Here is a 20,579-nt window from a genome sequence, read left to right as displayed (position 1 = left end):
CTACAAGTACACAAAACACTTATATGGAGGGATTCAAATGAATCATTCAAAGTTAGTTGATCAAAAAAGCATCTATTTTCAATCATATGATAAGGTCTTACAATCGCTGTGGCCGACAGAATTTTCCTCTTACTTTCTAGAAACCTCTTTTGGAAAGACATATATCATTGAGAGTGGAGATAAGTTATCTCCACCTCTAATCCTTTTGCATGGAGCAAAAATGAGTTCGACAATGTGGTATCCGAATGTAGCAGAATGGAGTAAACACTATCGAGTCATTTGTATTGATATCTTAGGAGACAAGAATAGAAGCATTTCAGAAAAAAATTTCACAAATCGATTAAGTTATGCCAATTGGTTAAACGAAGTGCTAGATCAATTACAAATTAATAATGCAGCTATTGTAGGATTATCCTACGGAGCCTTACATACGGTTAACTTTCTTTCCTATTACCCTGAAAAAGTGAATAAAGCTGTCATCATGAGCCCAGCTGCTACTTTCATTCCTTTCAGTCCTGTGTTCTACTCGTATGCTATCGGGCTAGTTAGTAACAAAGAAGGGGTTAAAAGCTTTCTCGAATGGGTTTTTGATAACCGTTATTTAGTCGACCCTCTTATAGTGCAACAATTGATAGATGGAATGTTATGGAAGACACCTTCTTCTCCTCCACAGGAAACTCAAAAGGAACAAGGTTTTCCCTATGTATTTAAGGATGAAGAGTTAAGCCAAATTCAAACTCAACTTCTTCTGTTATTAGGGGATAAGGAAGTAATGTATGATCCTGAGGAAGCTTTTCGTCGTGCAAAGAACTCCTCTCCTCATATTACGGTAGAAATATTAAAAGGAGTAGGGCATCTTATGTCTATGGAGAAACCCGAACAGATAAATAAACGAGTCTTATCCTTTTTAAATAAATAAGATGAAAGATAAAAGCCCTCATTGATAGGAATGAGGGCTTTCAGTAAAATTAACGCAAATCTTGTGACATCCTCACCATATCTCTTAGCTCAATTTTATTTTCGATTATTTTTTCATCATAATGACGTGTGAAAAAATCTCTATCTATATGAGTCATTCTAAAACCACATTTCTGATATAAGTAAAGTGCTCCAACGCTTGTACTGCCAGTCCCGATTTCAACCGTCTTCATCTTATTTTCCCTAGCATATTCAAGAGCATATTCAATTAATATTCTCCCAATCCCTTCTCCTCGAAAATCTTCTTTAACTGCAATGTTAACTATCTCTAATGTTTCAGGTCTTGTCGGCATAAGAATGATAACTCCGATAAGTTTTGGTCCTACTTTAGCTTCGATACAATGACTTTTAGGTAAATAGGAATCGACTAACTCCCTGGATGGGTCAGCATCTAATAGCAATTCATAGTGATATTTGGTAGTTTTTGTAAATGATTCAATAATAACACTCATTTCATCACCTCATTGTTAAAATTACATACAGGAAATTTTTGTAAAAATGTAAGAGCTCTTCTGTTGTATTTTTTATATTATTCAATTTCCTCTCACATAAATAAACTCCGGTATATTTTTCTGTACTCAAGTTTATTTTTATGATAATTTGGTATTATAAAGATGTCAATATTAATTTGAGGAGTTAACAACGTATGAGTAAAAAAGAAAAAATCATTGAAGTAGCAAAACAATTATTTCGAACAAAAGGCTATCACGACACTTCAATCCAGGATATCTTGGAACAGGCCAAAGTTTCCAAAGGCACATTTTATAATTATTTTTCTACAAAATCACAATTAATTCTCTATATTATTCGAAAAGTTGATGAAAAAGTTGAAGAACAGCAAAATATGTTGCTACTAGAAGGGAATCTATATGACAAGCAACTTTTTTATTCTCAACTTCGAGTAAAACACTCCATTTATGGGACCGAGAAGATATCAGAGTTATATAATATTTCTTTAGGGGAGAATGATGAAGGGTTACAAAAATATATGACAGAGAGCCATTATAAAGAGCTTAATTGGCTGGCACGCCGTTTAATAGACGTTTATGGGAATGAAATAGAAGAAAGTGCAATGGATTTATCCACCCATTTTATTGGAGGATTAGGTTATCAATTTAGATATTCCGATCAAATAAAGCTGAATATAAATAGTTCTGATATTTTAGATTACAATATTCTACGTTTAGAAAATAACATTGAAATAACAAAACGAACCAATCAAGTTCTTTTTCCGTATAAATCCCCACATTCAGCCGACAATCAAGAAATGGCCATTAGGAAAATCCGGGAATTACTTGACAAGATTGTACATTATGGCGAACTTTCACTAGAAGAAAAAGAAATAATTTCTTTTATCTTAGATGAGACCCAAAGCTCGTATATAAGATGGGGTGTTTGTGAGGGTGCTATTCGCCAATTACAAATACTACCCTCCTCTTCCCAGTTACGTTATAAACAAATAATCGATGAATTATTTAACATTATCAATACACAAAAAAATATGTAATGAAATATAAACTGCCATTCTCTCATGCCAGAAACAACAGTAAAAATGCTTATTTTTATAAATTTCTCATTCTCTATGTGATAACTCTATAATATTTTTCCTAGAAGGAGCGATTATGAAGGACACTCTATATCAATCAGCAATTCAGTTAATCAAAAAACGTTACCCAACCGGCTGGGGTGGTGCAGCTGCCATGCGTACAAGTGATGGTAATATTATCACTAGTGTAGCTCCAGATGTGTTGAACGCAGCAACTGAGCTATGTATAGAAGTAGGATCTATACTGGAAGCCCATAAGCTGCAAACGAGAGTTACACATTCAATTTGTGTAATAAGAGATGACGAAAATAGCCCTTTCAAAATTCTTACCCCTTGCGGTATTTGTCAGGAACGATTGCTTTATTGGGGGCGTGATGTACAAGTAGCCGTGACCCATAAAACAGATGAAGTTAAATATATTCCATTACGGGAACTTCAGCCTTTTCATTGGACACATGCTTATACTGAAGAGGAGCTATTTGGAAAATAAGCATACGTTTTAATGTGTGCTCTTATCCCTTTTTATTCTCTTCTGCTACTACATCGCTTTTTAGCAAACTTTAGCTTATTAAAAATCCAGGTAATAGTATCTTATGTTATCGATGCATTCCCAAAATGAAATCCCCAACTCCCAGTTACAATTACTTATAACAGGTTGTTGAGGATTTCAATATTATCAACTTTACACTTTCTCTGCAGTTATGCTAACTTATAGGAAATTTCCTTTGATCATCAAGAAGATACTTTGTATATAGATTAAGGTCATTAGAAAATTGACCTTCTAAGATAAAGTCGAGTTTTAGCAACAATTTGATTGATGGTATGTTATTTGGATCGACTTTTGCCTCTATTTTCTTGAATTGCAGTTGATGACATGCATAATCAACTAAGCCTTGAACTGCTTCTGTTCCATAACCCTTGTTCCAAAATCCACTATCCAGATCATAACCAACTTCAGCTGTCTCATTCTTGAAATCAAGCGTATTGAATCCGCATGATCCTATGATACTGTTAGTTTTCGCTTCTAAGATAGTGTATCTTATGGCTTCACCTTTTTCAGATAGGTCACTTAAAATGGATATCATTTCTTCTGCCTGTTCGATTTGAGAGAATCCATCAATGTTCATATATTTTGTGACATTGGGGTCTGACCAGATTGCAAATAAAGCATTTACATCATTTTTATCCATCTTTCTTAGTATTAATCTGCTTGTTTTAATGGTGTTGTGTATCAAACGCTTACCCTCCATTTTTTATTAAAGTTCCTATGTGGTGTGGTATAAGCATTGATATCTGCGCATAATTCAGTCCCTTCAAGGTCTTTTAGACAACTTCCAACTAATTTAAATTATAACGCATTTATTGGTATTTTTTCACATTTATTTTAATTTAATATCATCGAATTTCCACTCTCCATTTTTCCATCAGCTCATCATGCCTAGGATAGCCCTCTTCCGTATTATCCGTCCTAGTTGCATCACCTTGGCTTTATTCCGCTTCCCTTCATACTAAAAGTAGCGGCAGATTTTCTAGTCATTGTTTCCCCTACTGCTTCTCTGCATTCCCAAACGGAACCAATCGAATTACGAAAGAACTGCCGATAAAGCTATATATAAAAGAAAAGGATGACCCTGATGGCCATCCAATCGTTTAGTTCAATTTCTCGCCTTGATAAACATCTGCTGCCAAGGGCGCACTAAGCATTTCCTTAGCAGCTGCGCTGAATTTTTGGAAGTGGCTGCTCGCATTGTGTGCTTGTACAGCCTCCATGTCTTTCCAGTTTTCTACCATGATAAAGCTATTAGCATCTTTTGGATCCTGGAACAGATCGTAGCTGTTGTTACCAGCTTCGGCACGGCTACCTTCCATGACGGCTTCAATTTCTTGAAGGAATTCTTCTTTTTTCTCTGGTTTCACTGACATTCTAGCATGGATGATGATCATGATTTCTCTCTCCTTATTTCCACTCTGTAATTTGTTCTACCGGCATACGATAGGATTTGTAACCTGCATCTGCTGCTTTTCCGATGGAAAGCAGCATGACTGGCACATAGCGATCCTTATCCAAATCGAATGCTTCAGCGATTTGGTCTTTCTCAAATCCACCAATCGGATTTGTATCGTAACCATATGCCTTTGCAGTCAGCATCAGCTGCATGGATATTAAACCGCTGTCGATAAGGATTGTTTCCCTATTTTGCTGTTCTGTAATACCAGAAAGCAGATTACGGATAGCGACAACTTGCTGATCTTTGACTTCTTGCGGCATTAGACCGTTCTCTACCGCTTTTCCATAGATTTCTTCCAGGTAGTCAAGATTATTCATATCAGCAAAAACAGCGATTACTGCAGAAGAAGTTTTCACTTGCTGCTGATTGAATCTGGCAAGCGGTGCAAGTTTGGCTTTTGCTTCCGGACTCTCAATGACTACAAAACGCCAAGGCTGCAGGTTTACAGAAGATGGCGCCTTGGTTGCTACAGTGAGCATTTCAGACATTTCTTCTTTACTGATTTTCACGTTTTCGTCATACGTACGGATGGAACGGCGATCCTGCACGATTTGCAGGAAAGCTTCTTTATTATATATTGATGTTTGATTCATTTGTTTTCTCCTCCTAAATGATTCTTTGTGACACGTGAGACATTTTTGCTTACTTTGCTCAGCATCTGCAGGAATTGTTCTAACTCCGCTTCTGAAAAGCCATCCAAAGTCTCTTTCACAAACTGGCTTTTTTCTGAATACGATTGCTCGATATGCCGCTTCGCTTCCTCCTCCAGCTTCACCCATGTAGCTCGCTGATCATCTGCCTTCTTATAGCGTACAATCGTACCGGCAAGCTCAAGCTGCTTTAAATGTCTGGTTACTGCGGCCGCATCGATATTGACTTCCCGTTGCAATGTGGATTGGGTCACTTCCTCATGCTGGAGCAAATAATGAAGAATCTCCACACGCGAAGTGCTGGCTCCTAAGCACGCTTCGAACTTTGAGCAGAGCTCCTTGTTCACTGCCTGCAGCTGCAGAAAAATCTGCAGACGGACGGAACATGCAGTCATCGGCATAACTCCCTTGTCTAATAGTTGATGCATCAATTGTTGATGCGTCAATCATATATGTAAACAGTGTCGATGTCAATAAGACTGCTTAAATCGTAACTCCTCTGCTGGCTAATAACGCTCCATCAACTAACAAGATTTCCTACTTGAAGTGCTTTTTCTCGATTGTCGAAGTTTGACCTCATATAGAACCCTCCTGTGTTGGATTAAAATATTTCTAAATCAACTGAACTAAAGGATTACTTTAGTAAGCTTTGCCCTTGGATGAATGCGAAAAAGCTGGAGAAGCATTCTCCAGCTTTTTCCATTATGATAATTCAACCATTATTTTAATGTTGCCTGTTCCGGGTGCTGTCAATTCTTCGAAACGATCTGGAAGGGCATCGAGGGGTACATTGCTGGTAATGAATGGTTGGACGTCAATTTCACCTTCTTCCAAAGATTTTATCACGGTTTCGAAATCTTCTTTGTTGGCATTTCTACTTGCAAACATGGTCAGTTCCCGCTTGTGGAACTCCTGATCCGGGAATTGAAGGTCAGCCTGCACAAGTCCCACATAAATTAAACTTCCTCCATGCGCGGTATATTTATAAGCATTATTCATTGAGTTGATATTACCTGTCGCATCAAACACTACTGTTGGATAATCTCCATTAGTGATTTCCTCAATAGCTGATTCGGGGTTTTCCTTTGCATTTACTGTATAATCCGGAGATGCCCATTTTTGGCAGAATTCCAATCTTTCTTCACCCATATCCATAGCAATGACTTTTGCTCCGGCAAGTCTTACATATTGCATGATCCCTAATCCAATCGGACCTGCCCCTATCACCAGTACAAATTCGTCCTTTTGTATCGCCGCACGACGAACCGCATGAGCGCCTATGCTTAAACATTCCACTAATGCGGCCTGGTCATAAGTCAATTGATTGATTTTAATTAGATGACTGATGGGTACACGAATGTATTCCTGCATACCCCCATCTGTATGAACACCAAGCACCTGAATATTCCGGCAGCAATTCGGTTTTCCCTTTCGACAGGCTATGCATTCACCACATTCCAGATAGGGAATAATAGTCACCTTTTCTCCGATTGAAAAATCATGATTCTTTCCGTTCAATTCGGCAATTTCCCCTGAAAGCTCGTGTCCCAAAACTCTAGGATAGGAAAAAAACGGCTGACGGCCATGATATGCATGGATATCTGTTCCACATATCCCGATCCTATGAATTTTCACCAAAACCTCTCCTTCTTTTACAACAGGCATTTCCCTTTCTGTAACTAAAAAGTGGTTGGGACTATTACATACGACCGTTTTCATATTCTTTCCCCCTCGCGTTTCTAAATACCTCGATTTACAGAATAACGCCATCTTTAAAAATACTGATTTCCCTAAATTCAAACTTTTCGTTATTTGTTTGTCTGTTTCCAGAGGCTAGATCAATAAGATCTTCAACCAGCTCTTCTGTCAAATCATCCATTTTTAATCCATTAACCAGACGACCTGCGTCAAAATCAATCCAGTTTTTCTTTCGCTGAGCCAATTCTGTATTAGTGGAGATTTTCACCGTAGGAACCGGTCCGCCAAAAGGAGTACCTCTACCAGTAGTGAACAGAATGATATGAGCACCAGCAGCAGCAAGAGCCGTCACCGAAATAAGATCATTACCTGGTGATTGGATAAGATTTAATCCATTCACTTTGACTCTTTCTCCGTAAGGGACTACATCTTGAACGGTAGAGTGACCACCTTTTTGCGTACAGCCAAGTGACTTTTCCTCAAGGGTCGTAATGCCTCCCTTTTTATTCCCAGGCGATGGATTTTCATAAATCTCCTGTCCATGTCTTATAAAATACTCTTTAAAATCATTTACAAGATGAACAATGCTATGGAAGACTTCTTCATTTGCAGCTCGGTTCATAAGGATCGTTTCCGCGCCGAACATTTCTGGTACTTCGGTCAGGATGGAGGTTCCTCCTTCTGAAATGATCCAGTCAGATATCATTCCTGCCAATGGATTGGCTGTGATTCCAGATAATCCATCTGAACCTCCGCATTTTAATCCGATTTTTAATTTAGAAACCGGTACAGGCTGTCTTTTGAACTGTTCTGCATACGCCACAAGCTCCCCGATTAGCTCCATTCCCACCTCGAACTCATCGTCCACTTCCTGTGACGTTAAAAACTTGATTCTTCCGGCAGGCTGATCACCTATTACCTTTTTAAACGCTTCGATTTGATTGTTTTCACAGCCTAGACCGACGACCAAAATGCCGGCCGCATTAGGATGATTCGCCAAGGAAGCCAATAACGTCTGGGTATAAGTCAAATCATCTCCCAGCTGAGAGCATCCGTATGGATGGGAAAAGTGGTAAATACCATCAATGCGATCCCCATGTAATGATCCGGTCATTTTTGCAAGATGTTCACACGTTTTATTAATGCAGCCTACCGTATTGATGATCCATATTTCATTTCGAATGCCTGCTTCCCCATTTTCGCGAACATACCCGTTGAAATAACGACTCTCTTTCATTGGCTGATTGGGTATATCATCCGGTTCATAGGCGTACTCCAGCAGTCCATTCAAACCGGTTTTTAAATTGTGCGTGTGTATCCAGGAACCTTCCGTAATAGCTTCAGTAGCTACACCAATCGAATAACCGAACTTTAGAACATCATCTCCTTGCGCAATTGTTTTGACAGCAAACTTATGGCTTTTTGGAATGTCTTCGATAGCCGTTATCGATTTCGACAGCTCATCTATTAGGATAGCCTCCCCATTATGGATGTCACGCAACGCTACAGCTACCCCGTCATTTTTATGCAATAGAATAGAAGAATTCAAGGTCATCTTTTTTCCTCCATCTCTGTTATTAATTCCGCAGTTTTTTCAGTCATGCCTGTCATGGCATGTAAATCGGCACCCCATAATACCTTGTTTTGCAAAATTTCCTTCGTCATATCATGGAGTGACAAACCTTCACTTTCATAACGGTTCCACTGCGCTTGGAAAAATTCAAGCACTTGTTCGCTATCCCTGACAACATAGGTTTTGCCATTAAAATCTCTCCCAACATACTTCCACTCTATTGATTCAACTTTATAGAAACAGATTAAAGCTGCTAAAGCCTTCATGATGTTCTCTGGCAGTCTATTGTACTTGATATGATATGCTTTTAGCGTCGGCAAAAGCCTCGATCGAAACTTGCTACTTGCATTAAGGGCTATATCCGAGAGTCTATGGTGTAAAAATGGGTTAAGGAAGCGCTCCAAAACACTTTCTCCATACACTAAAGATTCCGTAAAATCTAGCTCAAGAGAAGGGGCTATCTCCTTTTCTATCGTGTTCTTGATAAAGGGCGCCATCTTTTCATGAGTTACTGCCTCCCTCACCAGTTCGATGCCCATCAAAATGCCGAGTGGCGCCATGAGCGTGTGGGATCCGTTCAGGATACGAATTTTCCTAAGCTGATAAGGCTTCAAATCCTCCACCCAGTGAACGTTTAGTCCTGATTTCTTTAAAGGCAGTTGATCATCAAACCCGTCATCTCCTTGAATCACCCATAAATGATATGGTTCGACTACATTTAAAAAGGGATCCTCATAACCCGATTCCCTGAATATCGTCTCTGCTTCCTGATTTGGAAAACCGGGAACAATCCGGTCAACAAGAGAATTTAGGAATGAATTATGATCATGCAACCATGAAATAAATGCATGTGGTAAGTTCCAGTCCCGGCAATGCGATAGTACAATATCTTTAAGGACTTCCCCATTTTGTTCGACCAATTCACAAGGGAGTAAAATGAGTCCTTTGTCGGGGTCTTCACTGTAAAGCTCATAGCGTTTATAAAGGAAATAAGCCAGTTTGGCAGGAAATGTTTCCAAAGGGGTGTCTTCCATCACATCGCAAGGCGTGTAAACAAGACCTGCTTCTGTCGTATTGGAAATGACAAATTTCAGCTTTGGCTCTTTTGCCAAAAGCAAAAAATTGTTCCATTCCCGATAAGGATCTATTATCTTCGAGAAGACATCAATGATTTGTCTTGTCTCAATCGTTTTTCCGTTCTGAATCCCCTTGGTCAGAAGGGTAAACAGCCCTTTTTGCTGTTTCAGCTTTTCAATTTTCTCACTACCTGATTCGCGTGGATTTGTTACAGCAATGCCACCATTGAAATTCCCCTGACTGTTTGCTTCTTGTATCATCCAGTCAATAAAGCCTCTCAGAAAGTTACCTTCCCCAATCTGAAGGATTTTCACTGGCAGCGTTTGGCGTTTATTTGGGTCATGTACTATATCAGCAATACTGCGCTGTTTTAACATGATCTTTCCCCCTTTATATGATTCTGACAATGACCAGTTGAAAATCACATTAGTTTTCTTAAAGTTTTCTACAAAAAGAAACCTATTTTGTTACGAATGACGGTTTTTAGTTCCCTGCAATCGTATTATTTGAGTCACCTGTAGCAACGCCACCTTTAATCGGTCGAACAAATCGGAGGACAGCCAGGGAGGCGAGTACTGCTAATCCGCCAGCCAGGAGGAATGCTGCCGTATAAGTGCCCGATCTATCAACAAGGAAACCGGTAAGTGTCGGCCCGATAATACCAGCTGTGTTGGCAAGGAAATGCATGAAGCCCCCGACAGAACCAACATTATTTTGGTCAACAACGTCTTGAACGATTGCCCAGTAAATGGAACCGGTCAGATATAGGAAGAATACGGAAAATGCTACTAATGCAACTGCACTAAACGTTGTCGTAACCAGACCCGCAAGTCCTATGCAAATTGCAGAGGCAAGTAAGCATGTAACCAAAACCACTTTTCGAGAGAACAGGACGCCTTTTTTAGCAAACTTCCTTAATACGAAGTCAGAAACAAAGCCACCGGCTGCAAGGCCGATAAAGCCGAGAATCCAGGGAATAACTGTGACTATACTCATTTCCTGAACGCTGATTCCCCTTGCATCTATCAGATAGCTTGGGAACCAAGTTAAAAAGAAGAACAAAATATAGTTATAGGCGAAGAAGGAAAATGCAGTGATCAAGACCGTTTTCTGTTTCAGATAGAAGGTTAATGGTTTCTTTTCATGCGGAGCTGCATCGGTTGTAATAACTTTCTCGGACGCTGTCTCAGACGGCTTTTCTTTGACAACCTTCCACCATACTATCGACCATATAAAACCGATGATCATGATTAGGACGAAGGATAACTTCCAACTGTATGAAATGGCAATGAAACCCACTATTGGTCCGGCAATAGCGCCGCCTAGTGGAGTTCCGCTGTTGGCCAGACCGATTGCAGAGGCCCGCTGGTCAGCTGGAAACCAGTTATTGACCATTTTATTAATAGTTGCCGATAGAGGGCCTTCTCCCATTCCGAACAAGATACGGATGATGATTAAACTGGTAAATCCAATAGCAAGCGCGATGGCACCACTAAATATGGACCAAATAATCATGGCTACAAACAAAGTGAGTTTAGCTCCGTATCTATCGGCGGCCACTCCTCCCAAGAAGTTGAAAATCGCATAGCCAACAGAGAAACTGCTGAATATAATCCCCATTTGCGTGGCGGTAAGATTCAAATCCTCTGTAATGAACGGAGCTGCAATGGACAAGGCAGAACGGTCGAGGTAATTAATGACACCGGCAAGAAACAATAAAATCATGATGGCTAGTTTGCCTTTCGTAAACATGAAATTCCCTCCTTATGGTCATTACATCATGGATTTATACCTTAAAGCGCTTACATTTTAATTGATCGATTCACCTTTTCATCCATGATCTCTCCTTATGGATACATGTTGGTAAACCGATTTACTTTTAAAGTCAAAAGAGCCGCAAGCCCTTTTTATTTAATGGTAATGCAAGATTTTCTTTCTAAAAGACTTGGTTTAAGACGGATAACGCTTTTGTCCTTTTCTTCCAAGTCATTATTCATTTGCTGCAGTAATAAGTCGACTGCTTTACGGGCCATATCGATTGCCGGTTGAGATACAGTCGTGATGGGCGGGGTGAAGAAATTGGCGAAAGGAACTTCATCAATTCCGATTACCCCTACATCCTCAGGAATCCTTAATCCCTGTTCTTTTATATATTTCAGAATTTCGATAAGTACGATGTCATTCCCAGCCAGTAAAGCTTGCGGTGGTTTTTCAAGGTGGAATAGTTCGTTTAGTGCAAGAGCAATCCGATCGAGATCGGCTGTTTTAATATACTCCGCATTGACTTCCAGTCCACGGGCTGCCATAGCATTTCGATACCCTTCGATTCTTTCCACCCTTGGACTAATGTTTCTAATAACAGAAGTAGTGAGTATGGCAATATGTTCATAGCCTTTATCGGCAAAATGGTCCACTGCCAGCTTAGATGCCAGATGGTTATCAAGCATCACTGTTGCAATATCCATATCCTTGATGGTTCTGTCCATGAATACAATCGGAAATTCATCCCTGAGCATACGCTCATAAAGATCCAGATTGCCTCCGGTTGGAAAGATAATGATGCCATCCACCTGTTTTGCCCTTAGCATTTCGATATATTTCTTTTCTTTAACTGGTTCGTCATCCGCATTACATACAATGATTTGAAACCCTTTATCATGAAAGAAATTCTCAACCGCCCGAATCACATGTGTAGAGAATGTATGTAAAATATTCGCTACGATGACGCCAACTGTGAAAGTAGATTTCTGTTTTAGGCTTCGGGCCACAATATTGGGCTGATAATTTAATTTCTCTATGGCGGATTCGATGTTTTTTCGTGTTTTATCACTCATATACTCGTACCGCTTGTTCAGGTATTGAGATACTGTGCTTTTTGATACATTGGCTTGCTTTGCCACGTCTGCGATTGTAATGGGTCTCATTCTGTCAACCTCGTCTGATTTGTTCGATTTTACTTCATAAAACGTCTTAGTCGTTCATTCACTTTCAGGTTATTATAGCGTAAAAGAAAGCACGTTAAACTATGGATGATTAACTTTTCAACACTACCAAATCACCTTATACACCCGAATAAGCCATGAATCCGCCATCCACAGGTACGGTAATCCCCGTTACAAAACCTGAATAGCTGTCATCAAGCAGCCAAAGCATCGTTCCGAGCAGATCCTCCGGTTTCCCAAATCGTTTCATAGGAGTTCCCTGAAGGATTTTGTTGGAACGGGCCGTATAACTCCCATCCTCATTCAATAGCAGGTTCTGGTTTTGTGTCGTCAAGAAAAAGCCAGGTGCAATGGCATTTACCCGTAAACCGGTTTCTGCGAAATGGACAGCCATCCACATCGTGAAATTATTGATGGATGATTTAGCCGCACTATATGCAGGAACCTTTGTCATTGGTACATAGGCACTCATAGAAGATATATTCAATATCGACGGTGCCTTTGCCTGCAACAGATCCTTTCCAAATACCTGGCTGGAGATGAAGGAGCCAGTAAAATTAGTCGCAAACACCCTGGAAAAACCGTCTTCATCCAGATGAAAGAATGATTTCCCTGTATCCTCTTCTTGATAGACTTCCATATCTGTAATGGCATCGGAATGATTTCCGCCAGCTCCATTGATTAGATAGTCCACTTGCCCAAAAGTTCCTAAAATCTCACTGCGTGCCTGCTCCATAGAACTTTTGTCCAGTACATCTGCTTCCACAGATATACCTGTTCCTCCAGATGCCTGAATCTTTTCCGCCACATCACGACCATTTTTTACATCCCTGTTCAAAATAGCTGTTTTCGCGCCTTGTCTGGCCAGCTCAATGGCCATTTGGGAGCAGAGGACCCCGCTCCCGCCCGTTATGACCGCCACTTTATCCTTCAAATTTTCATGTATAGGTATCAAGAGACTTCACCTGACTTCTTTGCTTCATATGCATCCCATAATCCCAGCAAATACATAATTCCAAGCGCTCGGTCATAGAGGCCATAACCCGGTCGGCATTCCTCATCCCATATATGGCGACCATGGTCTGGCCTTACATATCCATCGTAGTTTTGCTTGTTTAACTCGGCTACGACCTCATTGATATTGATGGAACCATCCTGCGTATAGTGGGAAGTCTCTACAAAATCTCCATTATCATGGATTTTCACATTTCTGATGTGGAAAAAAGGTGCATGTGACGCATATTTTCTTGCTACCTGAACCATATCGTTCTCAGGATTGGCTCCCATGGACCCCGTACATATAGTAAAACCGTTTGCAGGAGAATCGGAAATAGCTATCAATTTTTCATAACTTTGTTCCCCAGTAATGATTCGGGGAAGCCCAAAAATGGACCATGGTGGATCATCGGGATGAATAGCCATTTGGATGCCGGAAGCTTCCGCAACAGGTAAAATTTCTTTAAGGAAAAACGCTAGATTATCCCATAGCTTGGATTCATCGATGCTTTTATAGGCTTCAAAAAGTTCTGTAATCCTTTCCATCTTTTCCGGCTCCCAGCCTGGAAGGGTTAGTTCCGAAGCTTCCATTACAGTACTGATCAATTTCTGCGGATCCTGATCTGCCACTTTGGCCTTTTCATAAAACAGGGCAGTTGATCCGTCCTCCAATGGATGAAACATGTCCGTCCGCGTCCAGTCAAATATCGGCATGAAGTTATAACAGATCACTTTAACCCCGAATTCGGAAAGGTTACGAATCGTCTCCTTGTAGTTCTCTATATAGTGCATTCTTTCTTCATTGCCTAGTTTGATAGATTCATGAACATTTACACTCTCGACAACGTCTGTGTGAAAACCAAATGATCGGATGTATTCGACTTCGTCCTTAATCTCTTCTTTTTCCCATACTTCTCCTACTGGTTTTTGGTGAAGAGCCCAGACAATCCCTTTAGTACCCGGAATTTGTTTTACCTGTTGCAGTTGAACGGTGTCATTGCCTCTTCCATACCAACGAAATGTGATGTTCATACTACACCTCCAGCTTTATATGCTTTATTTACGTACTCCCTGCATAGTTCCACCACAGCGTCATAACCGTCATTTTGATAACGCTGTTCCTATCGCTGCCGATTCCGACTGCTCCAGCCATTTGATATATTATCTAAACGAACACCGTCTGCGGGCATCGCCTTCCAATTTGGAAGTGCCCATTGACGGAGCGGATGAAGGGTGGAGGAAAGGAAAAACTTAATGACGTCGCACCCGTATTCCCATGCCTGAACCATTCGTTGATTTGCTCCGATTGAATGTTTAACAATCCTGTTTTTTCTTCTTAATCGAATAGGATAACCGCTTTTCTCACTTGATTTGGATTCGCTTCGATAAAGTCAAATGCCTCCTGTACCTGTTCGAGTGGAAATTTGTGTGTAATTAAACCGTTCTCCTTGAGCTGCCCACTATTCAATAAATCCACCACGCTTGAAAATTGATTCGTTTGCAACCTCGAACCAGTTATGGTTATTTCTTTTTTCGTAATCGGCAGCTGGGGAATAGAAGAGGTTCTTTCATCAAACCCAAGAACTACAACATATCCCGCTTCTGATACCACTTCCAATGAAAGCTCAAAGGTGGATGGCAGGCAGACTGCGTCTATCACCACGTTCGCACCCGCCCCTTTGGTCCATTCGAATACGCGCTGTTTCACGTCTTCATTTACGGCATTCACTGTAACATCAGCCCCATTTTCGCTCGCGAATGCAAGGCGGGCATCACTTAAATCTGTCATCATGACAGCTGCCCCTTGAAGCTTTGCCAACTTCAGGATACATAACCCTATTGGACCAGCTCCCTGTATCAGAACACTATCTCCTTTCTCAACACTGCCTCTCCATACCGCCTGTGCACCAATCGTGTAAGGCTCTGCCATAACAGCTTCTTCCCATGGAAGTTCGGAGTCCACCACATGCACCTGCTTTTCAGGAAGAACGATCCATTCTCTCATCCCGCCATCTTCATGTACACCAAACACCGACAGGGAAGCACATACATTCGGCCGCCCTTTTCGGCAAGCATAACACTCTCCGCAATAACGGATAGGTTCCACGACTACATGGTCCCCCACTTTGATGTTCTTTACCTCGCTGCCGATTTCCACAACTTCACCGGCAACTTCATGCCCAACTACGCGCGGAAGAGTCGCAAGCGGGTTAGTCCCATGATAAATGTGCATATCAGATCCGCAAATCCCCACTCTTTTGACTTTTACCAATACATCTTGGGCATTTTTCATTACAGGCTGATCAGCCTCAATGACCGCTAGTTCACGAGGGCCTTTAATTTGTATAGCTTTCATTTTCGATCTCCCCTGTCAGGTATTCGTAAACACTTGAGGCGATTCTAATTCCATTCCTTTTATTGTTTTCCTCATGTATTTGTTCAATTTCTCCTGGAACAAATACACGCTTAACGCCTGGTGCAGGTGGGACCTGTTTAATTTCATCCATCATCGTGTCCATTTGCTTGAGGAATGTATCTGCATCTGTGAAGAACGAAGGGTTGATGACACAGAAATAATGACCCAGTTTACGCTTTTGATCCAAGTCATCGTACATTTTGGATATATGAGGACCGAACGCCGCTCCAGCTAATAAACCAGAAAAGATATCGACAATGACAGCAAGGCCATAACCTTTTGGACCTCCAAACGGCGAAAGGCTTACGACCTTGTTCGGGTCAGTCACCGGCGCGCCGTTTTCATCCACGCCCCAGCCTGATGGTATGTCTTTTCCTTCCTCACGCGCTTGGAGGACTTTCCCCAACGCTACGTTACTGGTGGCCATATCCAAGATAAATGGCTTATTGTTTTTAGCTGGCACACCATAAGCGATTGGGTTGGTTCCGAAGAAAGGTGAGCTTCCTCCAAACGGAACGACCACTTTGTCGGTATGGGTCATGGCAATGCCAATCAAGTTAGCTTCGGCCGCTTTTTGAACAAAATAACTTAGTGCTCCGCAATGACTGCTATTGATAACTGTCACCATGCCTACTCCGTTCTGCCTTGCCATGTCTATGGCATGCTTGATTGCTGTATCCCCTACCACATGGCCAAATCCATCATCTCCATTGACAATGCCGGTAACAGGTCCTGTCATGTTGAATGAGGTTTGGGCGTCGGGATTAATCCCTCCCGCCTTCAGACGATCCACATAATGCTTTGTGCGCAGTACACCATGGGAATTCACATTTCGCAGATCGGCATGAATAAGAACTTCAGCTACTTTCTCAGCATGATCATCGTTCAAACCCGCATCTTTCAACTTCCTACTTGCAAGCTTCTTCACTTTTTCTGCTTCCATCACTACTGTTGGCATCTTACCTGCCCCCCACTTTAGATTTGCATGTTCTATACGAAGCAATTCGTATGTTTGCATAACCACAACACTTTCTATGATGACTGTGTCGATTGTTAAGTGGTAAAAAGGTCGCCTAACGGTTGTTCTGTGAAACTTTTCATTCCTTGCATTTGTCGGTTTGAATTTAAATCATTTCTTACTAAATCGGTTTTGTAAACTGGTTTAGTCACATTATAAATGAAAGCCCTTTCAAATATCAATGAGAAAATAATATCGGTAATTATTTCATTCTTTTATTCAAAGTTATAAATCAAATCACAAAAGCAAATCTTCCATGGATATTTCGAAATACACTGTTAAAGCGAAAGGCATCATCATGAGCGCCCGAAAAAAGATGGCAATTGATAATTTCCACAAGCCTGTTATAAATCCTCACTGAAGTCTGAACTCTAATAAAAAACAGCCAATCACCGATATTCAATCTGTAATTGGCTGTATATGATGTTTGGTCACATTTCATCTATACGCTGTACTTACTGCGTCGTTTCCTTCCAGCTGTTGTCCATCACCATTTTACCCGGCCACGTATAAGCTGTCAGTCCTCCATCTACTATCAAATCCTGCCCAGTAATATAGGAACTGTCATCCGAAGCAAGGAACAAAACAGCCTTGGCTATTTCTTCAGGAGCACCCAGTCTGCCCATTGGAGCAAGCCATTTATTTGATTCACGGAACGCTTTTCCTTGTTCTTCTTTTTTCGTTCCTGTCAATTCATTAATCAATGGTGTCTCGATAGTACCGGGAGAAACAGAATTTGCCCGGATGCCTTGTCTTCCGTAATCAATGGCTGTTGCTTTCGTGAAGTTGATGATGCCGCCTTTGGCTGCGTTATAGCCTGATCTGTCCAGATCCGCGAAGCTTCCGCTCATCGAGGCATTATTGACGATGGCACCTTTTTCGTTTCCGAGCATCAGCGGGATGAGGAACTTGCTCATCAGGAAGGTTCCCCGCAAATCTGTCTTTTGGATGCTGTCGAACAATTCAATTGGATATTCATGTACTTTGCCGCCTTCTTGATCGATACCTGCATTATTAAATAGCACATCCACTTTTCCATAGGTATCCTTCACCTGATCAGCAAAGTACTTTACACTATCTTCGTCAGAGACATCCACTTCATAGGCTTCTGCTTGCCCTCCAGCCGATTGGATGGATACAAGCAAATCTGTCATCTCCTCTTTTTTGATATCCGCTACTAGTACAGAAGCACCTTCTTCTGCGAATAAAGAAGCAGTCGCTTTTCCGATACCGGTGGCGCCACCTGTCACGACTGCAATACGATCATTTAATTTCCCCATGCCAACAACTCCTTGTAGTATGCTTACCTAATGTTTTACCGGGCAGGAAAGATGTAAAACATACTTTTCAAAGTCGGCCGCCAAATTAGCAGCCAAGACAAGGCATGTTGCTGATTGCAGTCGAGTAGGGGGCCATTTTACCGATAGAAAACATGGTTGCCAATCTGTTTCACTTGCACCTGTGTTTCGGCTATCCAATTTGTCGTAGCCGTTTCCGGATTCATGAACCAGACAATTTTCTGCATGTCATCTTTTCGGGCTAAAGCATCTGCCACTGCTTGTACCGTTTCATCGGTCGGCTTACTCTTCCAAATAACACCAGAGCTTACTGGCTGAAACTGGCCTTCCTGCATGATCACATCATGAATGCTATCCGGAAATTCACCACTTTCGATACGATTGAGTACGACGGTGGCCACTGCTACCTTACCAATGTAGTCTTCTCCGCTCGTTTCAGCTTGGACTAATTTTTGGAGCAGCTCTATTTCTTCCGTAGTATATTGTTTTTGTTCGATCGTTGCTTCGGTCAAGTCTTTGGGTGGTTGTGCGTCACTATCAGACAAAACGATGGAGTGAGGACCTTTCAGGGAATGAACATCCTTTTCAGACAGCACGGTTCGAGTTCTTGCATCTGCATAGACTGTTGCAGGATAGATTTCCTGGCTCATGTTCTGGAATGGCAAGTATAAAACGAGACAAAGGTTACTAATAAAAAAGAAAGTCAATAATAAAACCGTAAGAAGTTTCTGCATAATCAAGTCCTTTTCTTCGTTATGTAAGTGCGTGATCAATCCATAACGCTTAATACCCAGTCATCTTGTCATACAAACATGGACATATCATTACTAGTGTATGAACATCCGTGCAAACTAGTCCTGTCAAAGTCTTTCTTGTTTGGAAATCTTTTCACCTTCACCCTGGATACTTGCCCACCCTCACATGGTCTGTCGTGCATACAGTAAAGGGATAGGAGGAATGTTGATGAGCTACACATATTATCCGCATCCATATGGACAATCGACCTATACAACAGACTACAGAACGAACCAAGAGGATCAGCGTTTCGGATTTGCATTTATTCCGTTCATCGGCGGGCTAGCAGGCGGACTTCTTGGCAGTGCTTTGATCAGCGGTCCTGGATATGGTTATAAATATGGATATAATACTCCTTATCCGGTACCATACCCTGTTCCTTATCCGTATCCGACACCTTATCCGTACAATTATTACTACTCTGCCCAACAGCGTTAAAATAGAGGGACAGCATGCCTGTCCTTACATAATTACCGCCAGAAGTGCCACACTATCGGCAGGAGGTGGGATATATGCAGCAAAAACAGAACAAATCAAATCAGCGTGATGAAACAGCAGAAGCTATCGGCTTGGATGAAGATGAGCAAGTGATGAATGGGGATTATGGTCACCCGGAAACTGAATTTGAAAACAATGCCCGCAAGCAGAACAAAACACAGCTCTAAGGAGCTGTGTTTTCCTGTTTCAAATGAATTTGGAAGCTATATAAGTCACGACAAGCCATACTGCCAAGGCAACGACAATTCCAAGCATAAACCCTTTGATGAATGTAGACCGACTACTCACAAATCTGCACCTCTTTTGCTTTTACCCATAGTCTTTCCTTAGCTGCCGCTTTTTATGAGTATACAGTCTACCTCTTATTTCTTGACCGCAGCAGCCGTTTTGGCTCCTTGCTTTTGTACCGCCTGCTGCTGTTTCAGATAATCTTCCCGGAATTTATCTTTTGCTGCGGAAAAGATGCAGAGCATGCCTAACCCTCCCATAATCTTTATACTTCTGTTTTGCCAGGTTGAATTCGAATAAAACTTGTTTTTTGAAAGTTCCTTATCTTTTGCTGTCTTTATAGACCCATCTCATGTATATGCTATCTTGGTATGAATGATGTGTAGGCACTTTACCTTCCTGTAAGTCTATTCGGAAGCATAATACGCTTCGGCAGCTTTTGCTGCTTGCTTGCGCAAAACCGAAAATGGCATACTGCCTCTTTCCCGTTTCAACTTGACGAGCAGCTGTTGCCATATTTCATCTTCCCGGATACTGTCCAGCAGCTCATGCCCTTCCCAGGTCAATCCATAGATGAGCATTTCTTCTTCCTCTTCTTCCTCATCGATTACAGTTTCCAGCTTAATCAGCTTTGCTTCTTTCATCAGCTGTAAGTGATAATTCATTTCTTCCTCGGAATACTCATCTTCTTCTGCCACCTCCAGTGCAAAACCGCCTTCTGTGAATTCAGCCTCGATATCCAGTAGGAGACTTCTGATAATAGACATATCCCGTTTCAACGGCATCACCTCTATCTCATTATTTCTGTCTCCTTTTTTATTTTCCTTCAAAGAAAATAGACTCCCTTCGTCAGGGAG

The 20,579-nt window shown here is 41.3% G+C and carries 22 protein-coding genes; 5 read left to right on the top strand and 17 right to left on the bottom strand.

Annotated features, from left to right (window positions below):
• The first annotated feature begins 37 nt into the window (after nucleotides 1-37).
• The gene (locus tag BLQ53_RS09420) at nucleotides 38-919 is read left to right on the top strand and encodes an alpha/beta fold hydrolase (protein ID WP_093727054.1); all 882 of its coding nucleotides are present in this window, start codon (nucleotides 38-40) and stop codon (nucleotides 917-919) included.
• Between the two features lie 49 nt (nucleotides 920-968).
• Here BLQ53_RS09420 and BLQ53_RS09415 read toward each other — a convergent pair whose 3' ends face one another.
• Complete coding sequence (locus tag BLQ53_RS09415; protein WP_093727053.1) at nucleotides 969-1,430, bottom strand: GNAT family N-acetyltransferase; 462 nt, start codon at nucleotides 1,428-1,430, stop codon at nucleotides 969-971.
• Nucleotides 1,431-1,624: 194 nt separating this feature from the next.
• Here BLQ53_RS09415 and BLQ53_RS09410 point away from each other — a divergent pair, with 194 nt between their 5' ends.
• Together BLQ53_RS09410 and BLQ53_RS09405 are read left to right on the top strand one after the other, a co-directional pair.
• The gene (locus tag BLQ53_RS09410; protein ID WP_093727052.1) at nucleotides 1,625-2,485 is read left to right on the top strand and encodes a TetR/AcrR family transcriptional regulator; all 861 of its coding nucleotides are present in this window, start codon (nucleotides 1,625-1,627) and stop codon (nucleotides 2,483-2,485) included.
• A gap of 115 nt (nucleotides 2,486-2,600) precedes the next feature.
• Nucleotides 2,601-3,014 carry a cytidine deaminase gene (locus tag BLQ53_RS09405; protein ID WP_093727051.1) on the top strand — a complete coding sequence of 138 codons (414 nt, stop codon included), beginning with the start codon at nucleotides 2,601-2,603 and terminating at the stop codon, nucleotides 3,012-3,014.
• Nucleotides 3,015-3,228: 214 nt separating this feature from the next.
• On the opposite strand, the gene BLQ53_RS09400 is transcribed toward BLQ53_RS09405, so the two are convergent.
• From BLQ53_RS09400 to BLQ53_RS09330, 15 genes are all read right to left on the bottom strand, one after another.
• The gene (locus BLQ53_RS09400; protein WP_425288293.1) at nucleotides 3,229-3,774 is read right to left on the bottom strand and encodes a GNAT family N-acetyltransferase; all 546 of its coding nucleotides are present in this window, start codon (nucleotides 3,772-3,774) and stop codon (nucleotides 3,229-3,231) included.
• 400 nt (nucleotides 3,775-4,174) lie between these two features.
• Complete coding sequence (locus tag BLQ53_RS09395) at nucleotides 4,175-4,468, bottom strand: putative quinol monooxygenase (RefSeq protein ID WP_093727050.1); 294 nt, start codon at nucleotides 4,466-4,468, stop codon at nucleotides 4,175-4,177.
• Between the two features lie 13 nt (nucleotides 4,469-4,481).
• Nucleotides 4,482-5,126 carry a nitroreductase family protein gene (locus tag BLQ53_RS09390; RefSeq protein WP_093727049.1) on the bottom strand — a complete coding sequence of 215 codons (645 nt, stop codon included), beginning with the start codon at nucleotides 5,124-5,126 and terminating at the stop codon, nucleotides 4,482-4,484.
• On the bottom strand, nucleotides 5,123-5,578 hold the full coding sequence (locus BLQ53_RS09385) for a MarR family winged helix-turn-helix transcriptional regulator (protein ID WP_170829639.1): 456 nt from the start codon (nucleotides 5,576-5,578) through the stop codon (nucleotides 5,123-5,125). Before BLQ53_RS09385 ends, BLQ53_RS09390 begins: the two co-directional genes overlap by 4 nt.
• A gap of 307 nt (nucleotides 5,579-5,885) precedes the next feature.
• A complete protein-coding gene (locus BLQ53_RS09380) occupies nucleotides 5,886-6,902 on the bottom strand; it encodes a zinc-binding alcohol dehydrogenase family protein (protein ID WP_093727047.1) in 1,017 nt (338 codons plus the stop codon).
• A gap of 34 nt (nucleotides 6,903-6,936) precedes the next feature.
• Entirely contained in the window at nucleotides 6,937-8,436 is a 1,500-nt protein-coding gene (locus tag BLQ53_RS09375; RefSeq protein ID WP_170829638.1) for a UxaA family hydrolase, read from the bottom strand.
• The gene (locus BLQ53_RS09370; RefSeq protein ID WP_093727046.1) at nucleotides 8,433-9,908 is read right to left on the bottom strand and encodes a tagaturonate reductase; all 1,476 of its coding nucleotides are present in this window, start codon (nucleotides 9,906-9,908) and stop codon (nucleotides 8,433-8,435) included. The genes BLQ53_RS09375 and BLQ53_RS09370 overlap by 4 nt, the downstream gene beginning before the upstream one ends.
• Before the next feature lie 106 nt (nucleotides 9,909-10,014).
• Nucleotides 10,015-11,283 (bottom strand): MFS transporter, encoded by a 1,269-nt coding sequence (locus BLQ53_RS09365; protein ID WP_093727045.1) that lies wholly within the window; start codon nucleotides 11,281-11,283, stop codon nucleotides 10,015-10,017.
• Between the two features lie 155 nt (nucleotides 11,284-11,438).
• Nucleotides 11,439-12,455 carry a LacI family DNA-binding transcriptional regulator gene (locus BLQ53_RS09360; protein WP_093727044.1) on the bottom strand — a complete coding sequence of 339 codons (1,017 nt, stop codon included), beginning with the start codon at nucleotides 12,453-12,455 and terminating at the stop codon, nucleotides 11,439-11,441.
• A gap of 136 nt (nucleotides 12,456-12,591) precedes the next feature.
• On the bottom strand, nucleotides 12,592-13,428 hold the full coding sequence (locus BLQ53_RS09355; RefSeq protein ID WP_093727043.1) for an SDR family oxidoreductase: 837 nt from the start codon (nucleotides 13,426-13,428) through the stop codon (nucleotides 12,592-12,594).
• Nucleotides 13,425-14,501, bottom strand: a complete 1,077-nt coding sequence (gene uxuA / locus BLQ53_RS09350; protein ID WP_093727042.1) for a mannonate dehydratase — start codon at nucleotides 14,499-14,501, stop codon at nucleotides 13,425-13,427. The genes BLQ53_RS09355 and uxuA overlap by 4 nt, the downstream gene beginning before the upstream one ends.
• Before the next feature lie 304 nt (nucleotides 14,502-14,805).
• Nucleotides 14,806-15,825: a zinc-binding alcohol dehydrogenase family protein gene (locus BLQ53_RS09345; protein ID WP_093727041.1), complete on the bottom strand. Its 1,020-nt coding sequence runs from the start codon at nucleotides 15,823-15,825 to the stop codon at nucleotides 14,806-14,808.
• Entirely contained in the window at nucleotides 15,806-16,843 is a 1,038-nt protein-coding gene (gene allD, locus BLQ53_RS09340) for an ureidoglycolate dehydrogenase (RefSeq protein WP_093727040.1), read from the bottom strand. The genes BLQ53_RS09345 and allD overlap by 20 nt, the downstream gene beginning before the upstream one ends.
• 515 nt (nucleotides 16,844-17,358) lie before the next feature.
• Nucleotides 17,359-18,183, bottom strand: coding sequence for an SDR family oxidoreductase (locus BLQ53_RS09335; protein WP_093727039.1), 825 nt, complete (start codon nucleotides 18,181-18,183; stop codon nucleotides 17,359-17,361).
• A 137-nt stretch (nucleotides 18,184-18,320) separates the two neighbouring features.
• Nucleotides 18,321-18,935 carry a cell wall hydrolase gene (locus BLQ53_RS09330; protein ID WP_093727038.1) on the bottom strand — a complete coding sequence of 205 codons (615 nt, stop codon included), beginning with the start codon at nucleotides 18,933-18,935 and terminating at the stop codon, nucleotides 18,321-18,323.
• Between the two features lie 229 nt (nucleotides 18,936-19,164).
• Here BLQ53_RS09330 and BLQ53_RS09325 point away from each other — a divergent pair, with 229 nt between their 5' ends.
• The gene (locus BLQ53_RS09325) at nucleotides 19,165-19,434 is read left to right on the top strand and encodes a hypothetical protein (RefSeq protein ID WP_093727037.1); all 270 of its coding nucleotides are present in this window, start codon (nucleotides 19,165-19,167) and stop codon (nucleotides 19,432-19,434) included.
• Between the two features lie 74 nt (nucleotides 19,435-19,508).
• Nucleotides 19,509-19,661, top strand: a complete 153-nt coding sequence (locus BLQ53_RS18740) for a DUF4021 domain-containing protein (RefSeq protein WP_139180862.1) — start codon at nucleotides 19,509-19,511, stop codon at nucleotides 19,659-19,661.
• A gap of 468 nt (nucleotides 19,662-20,129) precedes the next feature.
• On the opposite strand, the gene BLQ53_RS09320 is transcribed toward BLQ53_RS18740, so the two are convergent.
• Nucleotides 20,130-20,552 (bottom strand): DUF2513 domain-containing protein, encoded by a 423-nt coding sequence (locus tag BLQ53_RS09320; protein WP_093727036.1) that lies wholly within the window; start codon nucleotides 20,550-20,552, stop codon nucleotides 20,130-20,132.
• Nucleotides 20,553-20,579 lie beyond the last annotated feature (27 nt).

Origin of the sequence: Terribacillus halophilus (assembly GCF_900101385.1) — a bacterium.
GTDB classification, from domain to species: domain Bacteria; phylum Bacillota; class Bacilli; order Bacillales; family Amphibacillaceae; genus Terribacillus; species Terribacillus halophilus.
This window is presented reverse-complemented; position numbering and strand designations above follow the sequence as displayed.